Annotated in this window: 12 protein-coding genes; 1 reads left to right on the top strand and 11 read right to left on the bottom strand. The window is 36.2% G+C overall.

Annotated elements, in window-relative coordinates; translation table 11 throughout:
• Positions 1-2: 2 nt before the first annotated feature.
• A complete protein-coding gene (uvrB, locus tag EOD40_RS16000) occupies positions 3-1,994 on the bottom strand; it encodes an excinuclease ABC subunit UvrB (protein WP_128197245.1) in 1,992 nt (663 codons plus the stop codon).
• A 257-nt stretch (positions 1,995-2,251) separates the two neighbouring features.
• Here uvrB and EOD40_RS16005 point away from each other — a divergent pair, with 257 nt between their 5' ends.
• Positions 2,252-3,631: a CmpA/NrtA family ABC transporter substrate-binding protein gene (locus EOD40_RS16005; protein ID WP_128197247.1), complete on the top strand. Its 1,380-nt coding sequence runs from the start codon at positions 2,252-2,254 to the stop codon at positions 3,629-3,631.
• Between the two features lie 167 nt (positions 3,632-3,798).
• Here the strand turns inward: EOD40_RS16005 and EOD40_RS16010 are convergent, their stop codons facing one another.
• The 10 genes from EOD40_RS16010 to EOD40_RS16055 all read right to left on the bottom strand — a co-directional run bounded on the left by EOD40_RS16010 (position 3,799) and on the right by EOD40_RS16055 (position 15,332).
• Complete coding sequence (locus EOD40_RS16010; RefSeq protein WP_128197249.1) at positions 3,799-4,377, bottom strand: YdeI/OmpD-associated family protein; 579 nt, start codon at positions 4,375-4,377, stop codon at positions 3,799-3,801.
• Between the two features lie 77 nt (positions 4,378-4,454).
• Positions 4,455-5,027, bottom strand: coding sequence for a hypothetical protein (locus EOD40_RS16015; RefSeq protein ID WP_128197251.1), 573 nt, complete (start codon positions 5,025-5,027; stop codon positions 4,455-4,457).
• 296 nt (positions 5,028-5,323) lie between these two features.
• Positions 5,324-6,313: a 23S rRNA (adenine(1618)-N(6))-methyltransferase RlmF gene (gene rlmF, locus EOD40_RS16020; protein WP_128197252.1), complete on the bottom strand. Its 990-nt coding sequence runs from the start codon at positions 6,311-6,313 to the stop codon at positions 5,324-5,326.
• 167 nt (positions 6,314-6,480) lie between these two features.
• Entirely contained in the window at positions 6,481-7,143 is a 663-nt protein-coding gene (locus EOD40_RS16025; RefSeq protein WP_128197254.1) for a thiamine diphosphokinase, read from the bottom strand.
• 159 nt (positions 7,144-7,302) lie between these two features.
• Positions 7,303-8,127, bottom strand: a complete 825-nt coding sequence (locus EOD40_RS16030; RefSeq protein WP_128197255.1) for a DUF4249 domain-containing protein — start codon at positions 8,125-8,127, stop codon at positions 7,303-7,305.
• Between the two features lie 28 nt (positions 8,128-8,155).
• On the bottom strand, positions 8,156-10,537 hold the full coding sequence (locus tag EOD40_RS16035) for a TonB-dependent receptor (RefSeq protein ID WP_128197257.1): 2,382 nt from the start codon (positions 10,535-10,537) through the stop codon (positions 8,156-8,158).
• Positions 10,538-10,644: 107 nt separating this feature from the next.
• The gene (locus EOD40_RS16040) at positions 10,645-11,916 is read right to left on the bottom strand and encodes an MFS transporter (protein WP_128197258.1); all 1,272 of its coding nucleotides are present in this window, start codon (positions 11,914-11,916) and stop codon (positions 10,645-10,647) included.
• A gap of 4 nt (positions 11,917-11,920) precedes the next feature.
• Positions 11,921-12,151 (bottom strand): hypothetical protein, encoded by a 231-nt coding sequence (locus EOD40_RS16045; RefSeq protein WP_128197260.1) that lies wholly within the window; start codon positions 12,149-12,151, stop codon positions 11,921-11,923.
• 11 nt (positions 12,152-12,162) lie between these two features.
• Positions 12,163-12,753 carry a TetR/AcrR family transcriptional regulator gene (locus EOD40_RS16050; protein WP_128197262.1) on the bottom strand — a complete coding sequence of 197 codons (591 nt, stop codon included), beginning with the start codon at positions 12,751-12,753 and terminating at the stop codon, positions 12,163-12,165.
• Between the two features lie 341 nt (positions 12,754-13,094).
• Positions 13,095-15,332, bottom strand: a complete 2,238-nt coding sequence (locus EOD40_RS16055; RefSeq protein WP_128197263.1) for an NADP-dependent isocitrate dehydrogenase — start codon at positions 15,330-15,332, stop codon at positions 13,095-13,097.
• Positions 15,333-15,402: the final 70 nt, after the last annotated feature.

Genomic DNA, 15,402 nt, shown 5'->3' on the forward strand with positions numbered 1-15,402 from the left:
TGTTAAACCAGTTGTTCCTGTAATTTTTTTATTTCATCCCTTAATTTGGCCGCTTGCATAAAGTCCAGTTCTTTAGCGGCTTTTTCCATTGATTTGCGCTTTTCACGAATGCGTTTTTCAATTTCTTCTTTCGATAAATATTCGTTTACGGCTTCGGCGGCAGTATTTAAAGTATGTCCCAATTCGTATTCTACCAAAGGATTTTTGGTAAAAGCACTATCAATTTTCTTATTCAATGCCTGCGGAACAATATTGTTAGCAGTATTGAAATTAATCTGTTTGGTTCTGCGATAATTGGTTTCGTCAATTGTTTTTTGCATGCTGTCGGTGATTTTATCGGCATACATAATGGCTTTCCCGTTTAGGTTTCTCGCCGCACGACCAATGGTTTGTGTCAATGAACGATGTGAACGCAAGAAACCTTCTTTATCCGCATCCAAAATGGCTACCAGCGAAACTTCGGGTAAATCCAATCCTTCACGTAATAAGTTTACTCCAATCAGTACATCGAATAAACCTTTACGTAAATCCTGCATGATTTCGATACGCTCCAAAGTGTCCACATCCGAATGAATATAACGACAACGAATAGAAACCTTAGCCAAATATTTGGCTAATTCTTCCGCCATTCTTTTGGTTAAAGTGGTGACTAAAACGCGTTCGTCCAGTTCGCAACGTTGTTGGATTTCTTCAATCAAATCATCAATTTGATTCAAACTTGGCCGGATTTCGATAATAGGATCCAATAATCCCGTTGGACGAATTACCTGTTCCACCACAACACCTTCGGTTTTTTGTAATTCATAATCAGCCGGTGTTGCCGAAACATAAATCACCTGATTTTGCATCGCTTCAAATTCGTCAAATTTCAACGGGCGGTTGTCCATCGCTGCGGGAAGTCTAAAGCCGTATTCGACCAAATTTTCTTTTCGGCTTCTGTCGCCTCCGTACATGGCATGAACCTGGGAAAGCGTTACGTGACTTTCGTCAACGACCATCAAATAATCTTTTGGGAAATAATCCAACAAACAGAATGGTCGTGTTCCGGCCTGTCTGCCATCGAGGTAACGGGAATAATTTTCGATTCCCGAACAATAACCCAATTCCCGAATCATTTCAAGGTCAAAATTGGTTCTTTCTTCCAGTCTTTTGGCTTCAAGATGTTTGCCTATTTCTTTAAAATAATCGACTTGTTTGACCAAATCCTGTTGGATTTCCCAAATAGCACCTTGCAACACATCAGGAGAAGTCACAAACATATTAGCAGGATAGATAGTCAGTTTTTCGAATCGTTCAATCACTTTTGAAGTTTGTACATCAAAGCTTTCAATTTCTTCGATTTCGTCACCAAAAAAGTGAATGCGATAGGCATCATCTGCATAACTTGGGAAAACTTCCACCGTATCACCTTTAATTCTGAAATTTCCAGGATTAAAATCGGCTTCGGTTCTGGAATATAAACTTTGTACTAAAGAGTGCAGTAATTTGGTTCTGGAGATTTCCTGATCTCTTTCGATAGCAATAACATTTTTTTGAAATTCCACGGGATTCCCGATACCGTAAAGGCAAGAAACCGAAGCTACCACCAGAATGTCTCTTCGTCCTGAAAGCAGTGAAGAAGTGGTGCTTAAACGCATCTTTTCGAGCTCTTCGTTGATAGATAAATCTTTTTCGATGAAAACCCCTGTAACAGGCATAAAAGCTTCAGGCTGGTAATAATCGTAATAAGAAACAAAGTATTCTACTGCATTATTAGGGAAAAATTGTTTGAATTCAGAATACAACTGGGCTGCCAGGGTTTTGTTGTGTGCCAAAACCAACGTAGGTCTTTGCACTTCCTGAATGACATTGGCCACCGTAAACGTTTTTCCCGATCCTGTAACTCCTAACAGTGTTTGGAATTTATCACCATCAATGATGCCTTGGGCTAATTTTTCAATAGCCTGTGGTTGGTCTCCCTTAGGTTGGTAATCGGATACGACTTGGAAATTCATCTATTTATATTGCTGAGTGGCAAAGGTACAAAGGAATTCAGGAAAAAAAAGTTTAGAAAAACTTAAAACTTTCAGGAGTTCTTTGAGATTAATGCTAAAGGATTGCTGTTTTAATTTAGTTCCTTTCCAAGCCCCAGCTATACTCATTTCCTGCTTATCTCCCCAAAATATAAAACATAAGTTAAGTTGTTTTTTCGCATGTTTTAACTACGTATGTATACTTAATTTTGGTCGAGTAATAATTCAAAAATTGTAATATGAAAAAAACAATACTTAGATTATCATTAGTTGCGCTATTATCAATCTCTGTTTTAAGTTTTAAAAGCCCCCAAAAAACTAATGCAATTTTAATTAATCCGGAGACCTACCCTCCAAAGACCAAAAAATTAAATTTAGAAAAACCCGATGTCATTTTAGGTTTTATAAAATTAACCGATATGGCACCATTGGCTATAGCCAAACATAAAGGTTTTTTTGAAGATGAGGGTTTAAATGTGACCTTGGAAGTACAGGCTAACTGGAGGGATATTTTTGACAAGGTTGTCGATAGCCAAATTGATGGAGCCCAAATGCTGGCAGGGCAACCCATTGCAGCAGCAGTTGGTTGTGGAAGACAGGCCGAGTTGGTGACTCCATTTTCTATGGATTTAAATGGAAATGCGATTACGGTTTCCTATGATGTTTGGAATAAAATTGTTGGTTACTTGCCACGTGAATACGGAGTGCCGGTGCATCCAATACCTGCTAGCGCTTTGTTGCCGGCTATTAGTTTATATAAGAAATTCAATAACCCTTTTACAATGGGGATTGTTTCGCCTTATTCCGGTCATAATTATCAGTTGCGCTATTGGTTGGCTGCGGGAGGAATAAATCCGGGTTTTTATAATAGTGCTAATACGCAAGTAGCCACTGCCGGGCAAGTGTTGTTATCAGTAATTGCCCCACCACAAATGCCTAGTTCTCTTCAATCTGGAGTTATTACCGGCTATTGTGTAGGGGAGCCTTGGAATCAACAGGCAGTAGATCAAGGGATAGGAGTACCCATTATTGCCAGTAAGGATATTTGGAAAAATCATCCTGAGAAAGTATTTGTGATGACCCGTGCATTTGTCAAGAAAAATCCAAATACGGCAATTGCCATTACAAAGGCATTAATTAAAGCCGGAAAATGGTTGGATGATCCTGAGAATAGAAAAGAAGCCACCCGAATATTATCTAAATCAGCTTATGTGGATGGTGAAAAAAGGGTAATCGATAATTCGATGTTGGGAACATTTGAGTTTGAAAAAGGAGATATCAGGTCTTTGCCGGATTTTAATGTTTTTTTTAGATACAATGCTACTTATCCTTATTATTCTGATGGAATTTGGTTTTTAACCCAGATGAGACGCTGGGGGCAAATTGCAGAATCAAAGCCGGCAGACTGGTATGATTATAAAATCAGGGAAGTTTATAAACCTGAGATTTGGAATGCGGCTGCTAAACTATTGGTGGATGAAGGATTTTTGACTAAGACCGATATTCCGGAAACAGACGGATATAGACCGCCAACCAAGGATTTTATAGATAATATGTATTACGATGGTAAAAAGCCTATTGAATATATCAACGGTTTTAAAATTGGGAATAAAAATTAATTGTTTCTTAGAGCCTTTTATTTCTTTTTTAAAGGATGAAACTTAGACCTATAGTTTTAAAAAAAAAATACACCCGACAGCTTTCTAAAGGCTGTCGGGTGTTATAAAAATGATTAAAATCAAAAATCATTACCGTTAAGTTTGAGGTGTGCTTGTGAGGTTATTTTTTAATCATCCAAACCTTTTCCGTCCAGAATTTTATCCATATATTTTTCAATTCGGGCTTCGCGGGTTTTGGATTGTTTAGCCGAGGAGAAATATAACAGATAGGCTTTTTGACGCCCCGGTGTCAGGGCATAGAAAGCTTTGTTTAATTCGGGCATATCGTCTAAAATGGTTTTGAATTCTTCCGGCATATTGAATTCTTCGGTGGTTTTCATCACTACTTTTAGTCCTGCTTTTTCTATGGCAATGGCTTTGTTGATGTATTCCTTAATTACCGATTCCAGTTTCTCAATTTCTTCCACATTTTTGAACCTTATTTGGCGTCTGTCCTGAACATTTTCGGTTTGCTGAATGAGGATTCCTTTTTCGTCTTTCATTAGTACGCCTTTAAAGAAAAGTAAGGCGCAATAGTCTTTGAAACCGTGGATTAATACAATGTTGGCATTATCAAGAGTGTAGCAGGGATGCATCCATTTAAAATCTTCAGTTAAGTTGCATTCGAGTATAATTTCTCTCAGCAGTGTCATTTCATCCTGCCACTTTTTTGCTTTGCTTAAAAATTGCTCTACTTTGGGATTCATGGGATTTTTAAATAAAAATTGTTTTTAATAGCTGGTTTGGTTGGGCACGGATTGCAAATCCGAGCTGTCGGTTTTTTTTATTCTTCAATTACAAACATTTTCTTCTTTTTTAAGTCTGCTGAGTTTATATCTGAAAAATTAAGTTTGTTTTCTTTGGTTATAATAATTAAATGATAATTATTTGACTTTGAAAACTGAATTTTTGCAATTCCCTTTTCATTAGTTGTTGCTTTATATATTTCATAACTTTCTCTTAAACCAAATAATGGTTGCCTATATATTCTAACTTCAATAGTATCTCCAAATTTCGGATTTTTTAGTTTATCGACAATTTTGATTTGAGCAAAGGTTAAATTCTTATTTTCAAATTTAGTTGGATAAGTTTCTTTTAAATTAAATGAACATACCAAAAAGAGAAGTGTTGGAAGTGATATTATTAAATGTATGTTTTTTTGACTTTTGATTTTTAAATGATTTTTTGTCAAAACGATACATACTATAACAGACACAATTATAAAGAAAATAGTTGGAAAAAGCGATTTAGAAAAAAGTCCAAGAAACCAAAGTAAATAAATAAAACATAAAGTAAAACTAGAAACAAAAAATCCCAATAACAAACTTAAAAATATGTCCCCTTTATAATATCTCATTAAGAAAATAGTATTAGTAGAGCCAAAACAAAATACTAATACATTATCAGCTTTTCCAATTAAGAGAATTGTTAAATATATTATTGGAAGTATTGTAATTATGTACAATATTGTCAAAATGATATATGGTAATAGTTTCTGATTTTCTCTCATATTTCTCAAAATATCCTCGAACTCGTTTATACTAGCTGTACGATAGTCTCAATAATCCTATTATGTTAGGATTGAAGCCATAGAAAAGCTTATTAACTTTCGCTAATATATAGTTTTTATACAAATGAAGTAAGAAATTTTAATTAAAAAACAGCCTTTTCCGCCTCGAATTTCCAGTTTTTTTGTTGGGTTTCGGTAAGAAAAGTCCAAGCAAGGATGCGGCTGATTTTTTGTCCTTGCGCCATATCGATGGTTTTTATTTGGGCAGCGTTTACTTTGTTTAAGATTTTGTAAAGGCTTTTAAGATGCGATTGTTTAGAAACCAGGGTTGTAAACCACAGACATTGCATAGGGTAGCGGGCGCTTTCGTAAATCATTTGGGTAATAAAGGCTAGTTCGCCACCTTCGCACCACAATTCGGTGTTTTGACCGCCAAAATTCAAAACGGCTTTGCTTACTTTTTTATCGTTTAAATTATTGACTTTTCTAAGGCTGCCGTTGTTCGCTTCTTCGGCTGATTTATGAAAAGGAGGATTGCAAATCGTGAAGGCAAATTTATCTTGGGGCGTGATGATATTTTTAAAAATAAAACGGGATTCCAGTTGTTGTTGCAGACTGATAACATCAATCAGTTTTTCATTGGCTTCGATGATTTCGCTGCAATTGTCTAAGGCTTTTTCGTCAATGTCAGTGCCTACAAAACTCCAATTGTAAACTGAATTTCCAATGATAGGGTAAATACAATTGGCTCCAACACCAATGTCAAGACCTTCAACTTCGGCTCCTGTTGGGATAATACCGTTGTTGCTTTCAGCCAGTAAATCAGCTATGTGATGGATGTAATCGGCTCTGCCGGGAATAGGTGGGCAAAGATAATCTTGGGGAATATCCCAGTTTTGAATGTCGTAATAGCTAATTAATAATGCCTTGTTCAAGGTTTTTACCGCTTGAGGATTACTGAAATCGATTGTTTGCTTCGCCTGTTCGCTATCGCTCGAGTCTATTTGGTGTTCGTTAATGAAAACAAAGGGTTTTAATTCAGGACAATTTTCGATTAGTAAATTAAAATCATAACGTAATCGATGTTGGTTTCTTGGATGTAAACTGGTTTTCTCAGTAATTGCTTTAGACATTTTATTTTTAATTTCGCTGCAAAGGTACTGTTTTCAAATTTGTTTATAGCTAATACTTAGTTATTTGGGAGTTAATTTATTGCAGTTTTTTTGCAATGCAGATTTAAGAAATTGTAATGATTTTATAAATTTCTCTAATCAGTGTTGCTTTTTATTTTATGCATTGATTAATCCATGCATTCCATCAGTAATAAATCGCCTTCGTTGTGCTCAATAATGACCAAACCATCCTGTACCACATGATTGCTGCTGCCTGTGCGATAACCAATAGTCAGGCTGTCATCTTTTAAAGGATAGAATAGATTTTCAGAATGAATTCCGCTGACATGTCCTATCGGGATTAACGAAATAGGCGTATTGGCAGTGTACCATTTTTCGAATTTTTTTGGTAACAAAAATACTTTCGAATGGTCGTCTAAGATTACAATTTTCAATTTGTCACGATAACGAACAATATTGGTCAGATTGGTAATGGTGTGATCGGCTCTTCTTCCGGTTGCCCATACCACGTTTGCCGCAGGAATATTGCGTTCAATTAAATAATCAAATGCTTTTTCTAAATCGGTTTTGTCCTGGTCGGGAGTATGTACAATTTCCAGTGGGTATTGTTTTTCTTTGTAATAGTTAGCATCGAAATCGCGGTCAAAATCACCTAATAAAACATCAACTTTAATGTCCAGTTCCATCACGCGTTCTATGGCAGAATCCAATACAATTACCAGCGGTGACCATTCGAGTAATTGTCCTAATAATTCGGGATTACAGGCAGCTCCATTAGCAATGATTAAAGCAGGTTCTTGATCGTCGCGAACAATATGATGTGATGACAAGGGAATGAAGATTTTAGATTAACGATTTCAGTACTGAGTTACAAAGATAGCTAATTGTTTTCGAATGTTTTTTGGCTTTGATTCATGGCTTTTTTAGCCACGGATTACAAAGATAAAAGGATTTAAATCACACCGACTTTTAGTTTGCTAATTAAAAAATTATTGAACTACATAACGGCGCATATCGGATTCTCCAAGAGCAAAATAACCCAAAGGATAATTTTTTGGATTGGTACTGTTGCTGATATTTCCTCTCACGGTGGCAGGAGGAGTCTGGAATGGTCCGCCAGAATTATTACCCATGATACCAATTAAAATATTCATGTAATTGTAATATTGTTTGGATATTCCAAAGTGTGTGAGTTCAATAACATCGCCTTTTTTTAAATCGTCTTTTTGTGAGAGACTGAAAAATTCGTTCCCCTGAAAGAATTTATCGTCATCAACATTGTAATCTACAGAGGCCTGATTAGAATATTCGTAGCGATACAGATAGTAATTGTTTACAGTGGCAGGGTCATTAAAATAAGCCTTAATTTCAATATCTTTTCCTGTAAAACCGCCTTCGTTGTTTTGTTCAATTCGGGTAATTGGCGCCAGTGCCTGAAATATTTCTGTTGCGGTATAGGTTTCGCCATTGTTAATGATTTTCAAGGTGTAGGTTTCGCCAATTTCCGGTACAAAATTAGTACAGCCATACTCTCCTGTGTTTGGAATTTCTACAAAATTAAAAACGGTATTGTCGCTGTTTGCAATAGAAACTTTGGCTCCTGTTACAATAGGAACTTCGGTGTCATAATAAGCAGTGGTTGTGGTTAATTTTATTTTTTGCGCATTTCCAGAGCTGCCTTTGATCCAGCCAATGTTAGCTTCGACAACTAATAGGGGAGCAGCGGTGTCTAAATCTACGTTGACTACTTCTTCGCAGCTACTAAAAAGGCTGATTAAGATTAGCAAAAGGGGAAATAATATCTTTTTTTTCATAATAGTATCTTTTTCGAAAGGAAATCTTTTAGAATTTAAAATTATAACTCACCGCAGGAACGATTCCAAAAATGGATGTTTTTACGGCTTCATTTGCTGCAGTATCCTCATTTTGTCTAAAATTGATTGAAGCTGCATTCTGGCGGTTGTATAAGTTGTAAATACTGAAAACCCATTCGCCTTTCCAGTTTCGGTTTTTATTTCTAGTAGGTGTTAAAGTAGCTGATATATCCAGATGATGGTAGGCTGGCAATCTGTTTCTGTTGCGTAAACCGTAACTGGGAACATCTACGCCTAAATAATTGTATTTACCATCAGGATAAGTCACCGGTTGCCCCGATTGCAGAGCGAAATTGGCTCCAAAATCCCATTTGTCATTCAAATGATAAGCAGAAGTTATCGCTAAATTATGGGTTTTATCATAAGCTGAATTATACCATTCTCCGTAATTAATGCCTGTTTCTTCGGGAATTCTGCCCGGGGTTTGTTGCTCTGATTTTGATAAGGTGTACGAAATCCAACCGTTTAATCTCCCTTCGTTTTTCTTTAGCATCAATTCCAGACCGTAGGAGCGCATTCTACCGTTTAGAACAACTTGTTCGATAGCTTCATTTGCAATCAAATCGGCACCATCGATGTAATCCATGCGGTTTTGGATTTTCTTGTAATAGGTTTCTATTTCCAATGAATAATCCCCGTTGCGGATGTTTTTGAAGTAACCAAGGGCTATCTGGTCGGCAATTTGAGGTTTTATATAATTGTCACTCGGCATCCAAACATCCAAAGGAGTAGGAGAAGAGGTGTTAGAAATCAATTGCAGGTATTGCAACATTCGGTTGTAACTGGCTTTTATGGCCTGGTCTTCATTCAGTTGGTAGGAAACTGCAAATCGCGGTTCGAAATTGTCAAAGCTTTTGATGGTTTTGTTTTTGCTGTAATATTTGGTGCTTGTAGGAGTTGCTTTTTCGTAAATCTGAAAAACCGGATTGAAGATTACCGGATTGTTATTTTCGTAAAAGTTGATGGTCGAATTTCCTAAACGATAAAACATGCTGTAGCGCAAACCATAGGCAACAGTAAGTTTTTTGTTTAGTTTATTTTCAGCTTCGATGTAAAGCGAAGGTTCAAAAGCATATTTTCGGTCTAATTGGTCAGGGTTTATTCCCGAACCGGCTTCAGATGGCTTGATAGTTCCGGGATTGAAATTGTAATAAATGGCATTGGCACCATAATTCAATTTGAAATTATCGGAAATATAATTCTTGAAATCGTATTTGATATTGTAATTTTTGATGCCCGAATCCCAATTGAAACCAATAAAATCCAAGTCTAAACCGTAATAGTAATCGCTGTAAATAAGGGAAAGATTCGAAAATAATTTATCAGAAAATAAATGATTCCAACGTAAATTTAAAGTTGAATTCCCGTAGATATTGCTGAAACTTTTGTTGATGGCAAAAACATCACGACCAAAATAACCCGACAAATAAATATTGTTGTTATCGTTGATTTTATAACTCAATTTGGTGTTCAAATCATAAAAATAAGCCGAGTTGTTTTTTTGATCTTCGGACAATTTTAAAAATAAATGTGCATAAGAAGCTCTTCCGCCAATTAAAAAAGAACCTCTGTCTTTGACAATTGGACCTTCGGCAAGAAGACGACTGGAAATCAATCCGATTCCGCCATTCATGTGAAATTCGTTACTGTTTCCGTCTTTTTGATAAATATCTAAAACCGAAGAAGCTCTTCCTCCAAAACGAGCCGGAATTCCGCCTTTGTACAATTTCAAATCCTTGATAGCATCCGGATTAAAAACGGAGAAAAATCCAAAAACATGCGAAGAATTGTAAATAGTGGCTTCGTCCAAAAGAATTAAATTCTGGTCGGCTCCACCACCGCGGACATTAAATCCCGAGGCGCCTTCACCGGCATTAGTAACCCCAGGCAATAGTAAAATCGATTTTATAACGTCTACTTCTCCTAAAACAACAGGCATTTTTTTTATGGCTGAAATGGAGAGTTTGTTCACACTCATTTCAGGTGTTCGGGTATTAGCGCGACCTTTAGTATCACTTACAACTACCTCATTCAGCATTTCTCCGTTTTCGGTAAGCGCCCAGTTCATTTTACTGCTTTTTGTCAGCGAAATGTTTTTTTGGATGCTTTGGTAACCAATATAACTAATGCTTAGATTTTGATCTCCTTTTGGAACACTTATCGAATAAAAACCATATTCGTTAGTGGTGGTTCCTATTTTTAAGTCGGGGAAATAGAGGTTGACACCAATTAAGGTTTCGTTGTTTTTGGCATCGGTGATAATTCCGCTTAAGGTGAATTTGTCTTGGGCAAAAGTAGTTATGCTAATGAATAGAACGATAAAAAGAAAAAAACTTTTTTTTGTAATCATTTTAGGGGATTTGAATTGCAAATGTCAATTAATAATACAGAAAAGTCAACGGAATAACTGTTAATTTATTGTTTGTTATTACGTGCGGATAGTTGTTGTTAGATCAGTTAAATTTCTGAAACTTCTAATACAGGACTTGGTTCCGGTTCCGGATTTTTTTTCAAATGCCGGCTCACACGACTCAATAACAGAATCGAAAGCAATGATATTCCAATTATTATTAAGCCTAAGGTGTTGTAATGTTCCAATGGACTGAAATTGTCTTTTTGAACCACAATTGTTCCTGCAAAGGCTGCGGCAATTCCGCCAGAAATTTGCTGTAATGAAGAGTTGATACTCATAAAAGCGCCACGGTCTTCTTTGGCAGGAATTGATGTTACTAAGGCTGTAGAAGGAACCATTCGGCTCATTACACCCATCATCATCAAAACGTTGATAATTCCAACTAACCAAAAAGGAGTTTCGGCAAGATTGGTATAAACGGCAACGGTTAGAATTGTCCAAATGGAAGCGACAGTGAAAATTTTGAACTTATCGATTTTGTCACTCAGTTTTCCAATAATTGGCATAATGATTAAAGTAGATAAACCCGCAATCATAAAAAGAAGTGGTAGTTGTTCTTCGGTTATTTTCAAATTGTTAATGGCAAAAGCACTACCAAAAGGCATCAGCATAAAACCTCCAACCGAAAGAATTGCTGTTGCAGAAAATCCAATGCGGTATTCACGTTTGGTAACAGTATGAATTAAATGTTTAAAAGCAGAATTCTCTTTTTGTATGGCAAGATGTTCCGTAAGTGGTTTTAATTTTACTGCAATTAAAATAGCGATGATTAAAGCCATGGCTGCTACCCATAAAAAAGGCGCATGCCAGTCCCAGGCAGTTGCAATATAAAGACCTAACGGAATTCCGAAGATTTGGCTTGCGCCAAAAGCCATTTGGATAAAACCCATTACGCGACCGCGCTGTTGCATCGAAAATAAATCGGTTACAATAGCCATAGAAATCGAACCTATTACTCCGCCAAACAATCCTGTGATAATTCTGGCTGCTACGAGTAAAGGATAAGAAGTAACTACTCCGCATAGAATGGTTCCTAAAATAAATCCAGTGTAAAAGAATAGAAGTAATTTTTTTCTGTCGAATTTATCGGCAAAACCTGCCGTGAGTAATCCTGAAATTCCGGCACTAAAGGCATAAGCCGAAACCACCAAACCAAAATGAGTTGGTTTTAGTTGCATGGTTTTCATTAAAATATCACCTAATGGCGACATGACCATAAAGTCTAAAATTACTGTAAATTGAGTAATCGCCAGAATGAAAACAGCAAATTTTTGATAAGAAGTAAACGAAGGTGTTTGTTGAGAAGTATTTTCCATTTATTTATTCTGTTAATTCAGAACATTTAAAATCCTGTTCTGTTATCATTTTTATTATTTGTGAAGCATTTAGGGTTCTGCTTTCTATTCGCAATACCGAATCAATGTCCTCTAAATCGATATTCCATTGTTCAATTTCGGGGTTGGAATTTAAAACCTTGCTTATAATCATTTTGTCCTTTTCAGTTTTGATATTGGTTTCAAAAATCAAAATGTTGTTAAAATCAGTTTCCATAAGTTGTAATTTTACGGTGTTAATGCTTTTAGGACTAATTCAAATGTTTCGTCGATTGTTTTTTTGTTGAGTTTAAAAGGGCCTCCTCCAAAGTTTTTGCCATCTCTTTCGAATCGCAATAAGGAATATAATGGGCCATAAGCCACGCTCCAGAATATTTCTTTTGAAATAGGAATTAATTCTTTTTTCTCCACTGAATTTCTGAAAAAAGAACCCATGGTAATTTTGAAATCCAATAAGCTTTTTTCTAAAATGTATTCGCCATAACTGGAGTGGGTGAGTAGTTCCCAGCAATTTACTTCAAGTGGTTTGCTTTGTGCAAAACGGATTCTGTTTTCCCATTGCTTGTATAAACCTTCTTTGAATGACATTGAAGGAGAGAAATCTTTAGACATTTCGTCAAAGAAGTTTTTTCCGATTTCAATTCCAATTTTCTTTATCAAATCTTCTTTGTCCGAATAATAAATGTACAAGGTAGCTACCGATATATTACTTTCTTTAGCCAGGCGGTTCATGCTGAAACCTTCTATGCCTTTTTCTACAAGAAGTGCAATGGCTTTTTGTTTAACGATTTCTTCTTTATTGCTGTCTCTTGTTCTCATTCTTTTTTGAATTATACGACAAAAGTATTAATTATAAATGAATGTTCGTTTATTTATGATGAAAAATATTTTATAACATTTTGATTTTAGTCGTCTCTTCGAGTGATTTTAAATAGTAATGCGATAGCTTTACTATTTAAAATTGTATCGAGAAGCTCCTAGTGGTATGGTTCTCGATACATTTTATTAAAAAAAAGCTGTCGCATTTTTTAATAAAACACTCGAACAGACGAGAGTAAATCCTTAACTTAAGTATGTGTTATTTTAATTTAAAAAAAATAAAGAGCAAAAAAAAAAGACAACCCTTTCGAGTTGTCTTTTGAATATTGGTATAAAAACGATTAAGCTGTTTTTAATACTGAAATTTTATCTAAAATAGTGTTCAATGTTGTACTTGGACGCATTGCTTTGCTTACTAAAGCAGGATTTGGTTGGTAGTAACCACCAATTTCCTGAGCTTTTCCTTGAGCGCCAATTAATTCCGCATCAATTTTAGCTTCGTTTTCAGTAAGTTCTTTTGCAATTGGAGCAAAGATAGCTTGTAATTCAGCATCTTTAGTTTGGTTTGCCAATGCCTGAGCCCAGTATAAAGCTAAGTAAAAGTGAGAACCACGGTTGTCAATTTGACCTACTTTTCTAGCTGGAGATTTATCGTTTTTCAAGAAAGCATCGTTTGCCTGATCTAAAGTTTCAGATAAAACAATTGCTTTTTCATTGTTCAAAGTTTGTCCTAAATGCTCTAATGAAGCACCTAAAGCTAAAAATTCTCCTAATGAATCCCAACGTAAATAGCCTTCAGTTACAAATTGCTCAACGTGTTTAGGAGCTGATCCACCTGCACCGGTTTCGAATAATCCACCACCATTCATTAATGGAACGATAGATAACATTTTTGCAGAAGTTCCAACTTCTAAAATTGGGAATAAGTCAGTAAGGTAATCACGTAATACGTTTCCTGTTACTGAGATAGTATCTAAACCTTTGATGATTCTTTCTAATGTGAATTCAGTTGCAGCAATTGGGTTTAAGATACGAATATCTAATCCAGCTGTATCGTAATCTTTCAAGTAAGTATTTACTTTTTCGATTAATTGTCTGTCGTGCGCTCTGTTTTCGTCTAACCAGAAAACAGCAGGAGTTGCAGATAAACGTGCTCTGTTTACAGCCAGTTTTACCCAGTCCTGAATAGGAGCGTCTTTAGCCTGACACATTCTGAAAATATCATTTGCTTCAACAGCTTGTTCCATTAAAACATTTCCGTTTACATCCACTACACGAACAACTCCGTTAGCTGATAATTGGAAAGTTTTGTCATGAGATCCGTATTCTTCTGCTTTTTGTGCCATCAAACCTACGTTTGGAACAGATCCCATAGTTGTTGGGTCAAAAGCACCGTGTTTTTTACAGAAATCAATTGTAGCAGTATATACACCAGCGTAACAACGGTCTGGGATAATTGCGATAGTATCTTGTGATTTTCCTTCTTTGTTCCACATTTGACCAGAAGTACGAATCATTGCCGGCATAGAAGCATCAACAATTACGTCAGATGGTACGTGAAGGTTAGTGATTCCTTTGTCTGAATTTACCATAGCCAGAGCTGGGCCATTTTCAATTGCCTGGTCGATAGCAGCTTTTACTTCAGCTTCTTGTGTGTTACCTGCAATTTTTGCATATACGTCACCTAAGCCATTTTTAGTGTTTACTCCTAATTCAGCAAATAAGGCAGCATATTTTTCGAAAACAGCTGCGAAATATACTTCAACGATAGCTCCAAAGATGATTGGGTCAGAAACCTTCATCATTGTAGCTTTTAAGTGAACAGAAAGTAAAACTCCTTGTGCTTTAGCCTCAGCAATTGTTTTAGCAACAAAAGATTTCAAAGCGTTTAAGTGCATTACTGAACTATCGATAATTTCACCGGCTTTCAATGGAGTACTTGCTTTAAGAACAGTAGCTGTACCGTCTTGTGCAACGAATTCGATTTTTACATCAGTAGCTTCAGCTACAGTAAGTGATTGCTCACTTCCGTAAAAATCTCCGCTTTCCATAGAAGCAACTGCTGTTTTAGAATCAGCAGACCAAGCTCCCATTGAATGTGGGTTTGCTTTAGCGTAATTTTTTACTGCTTTTGGTGCTCTACGGTCAGAGTTTCCTTCACGTAAAACAGGGTTTACAGCTGATCCTAATATTTTAGCATATTTAGCTTTGATTGCTGCATCAGCGTCGTTTTGTGGAGCCTCAGGATAATCAGGGACTTTGTATCCGTGAGCTTGCAATTCAGCGATAGCTCCTTTTAATTGAGGAACAGATGCAGAAACGTTTGGTAATTTGATGATGTTTGCTTCTGGAGCAGTAGCTAGTTTTCCTAATTCAGCCAAAGAGTCTTTTACTTTTTGTTCCTCAGTTAAAAACTCAGGGAAATTAGCAAGGATACGGGCAGCAACAGAAATATCTTCTGTTTCAATTTCGATTCCGGCTGTAGCAGTAAAAGCTTCAACAATAGGTAAAAACGAATAAGTAGCTAACAAAGGTGCTTCGTCAGTTAATGTGTAAACAATCTTTGATTTTTGTGTCATTTTTTTTATTTTATAATCGTAACTCTTCGGCGAAGAATGTGAAATGTATTGTTTGCTTTGAATAAAGCGG

Origin of the sequence: Flavobacterium sufflavum (genome assembly GCF_004016525.1) — a bacterium.
GTDB lineage: Bacteria > Bacteroidota > Bacteroidia > Flavobacteriales > Flavobacteriaceae > Flavobacterium > Flavobacterium sufflavum.

What these genes read in the sequence shown, in the direction of transcription:
- EOD40_RS16010 (WP_128197249.1), bottom strand. Translation starts at nt 4,377, where the DNA reads ATGAATCCCAAAGTAGAGCAATTTTTAAGCAAAGCAAAAAAGTGGCAG.
- EOD40_RS16045 (WP_128197260.1), bottom strand. Translation starts at nt 12,151, where the DNA reads ATGGAAACTGATTTTAACAACATTTTGATTTTTGAAACCAATATCAAA.
- EOD40_RS16005 (WP_128197247.1), top strand. Translation starts at nt 2,252, where the DNA reads ATGAAAAAAACAATACTTAGATTATCATTAGTTGCGCTATTATCAATC.
- EOD40_RS16040 (WP_128197258.1), bottom strand. Translation starts at nt 11,916, where the DNA reads ATGGAAAATACTTCTCAACAAACACCTTCGTTTACTTCTTATCAAAAA.
- EOD40_RS16035 (WP_128197257.1), bottom strand. Translation starts at nt 10,537, where the DNA reads ATGATTACAAAAAAAAGTTTTTTTCTTTTTATCGTTCTATTCATTAGC.
- uvrB (WP_128197245.1), bottom strand. Translation starts at nt 1,994, where the DNA reads ATGAATTTCCAAGTCGTATCCGATTACCAACCTAAGGGAGACCAACCA.
- EOD40_RS16055 (WP_128197263.1), bottom strand. Translation starts at nt 15,332, where the DNA reads ATGACACAAAAATCAAAGATTGTTTACACATTAACTGACGAAGCACCT.
- EOD40_RS16050 (WP_128197262.1), bottom strand. Translation starts at nt 12,753, where the DNA reads ATGAGAACAAGAGACAGCAATAAAGAAGAAATCGTTAAACAAAAAGCC.
- rlmF (WP_128197252.1), bottom strand. Translation starts at nt 6,313, where the DNA reads ATGTCTAAAGCAATTACTGAGAAAACCAGTTTACATCCAAGAAACCAA.
- EOD40_RS16015 (WP_128197251.1), bottom strand. Translation starts at nt 5,027, where the DNA reads ATGAGATATTATAAAGGGGACATATTTTTAAGTTTGTTATTGGGATTT.
- EOD40_RS16030 (WP_128197255.1), bottom strand. Translation starts at nt 8,127, where the DNA reads ATGAAAAAAAAGATATTATTTCCCCTTTTGCTAATCTTAATCAGCCTT.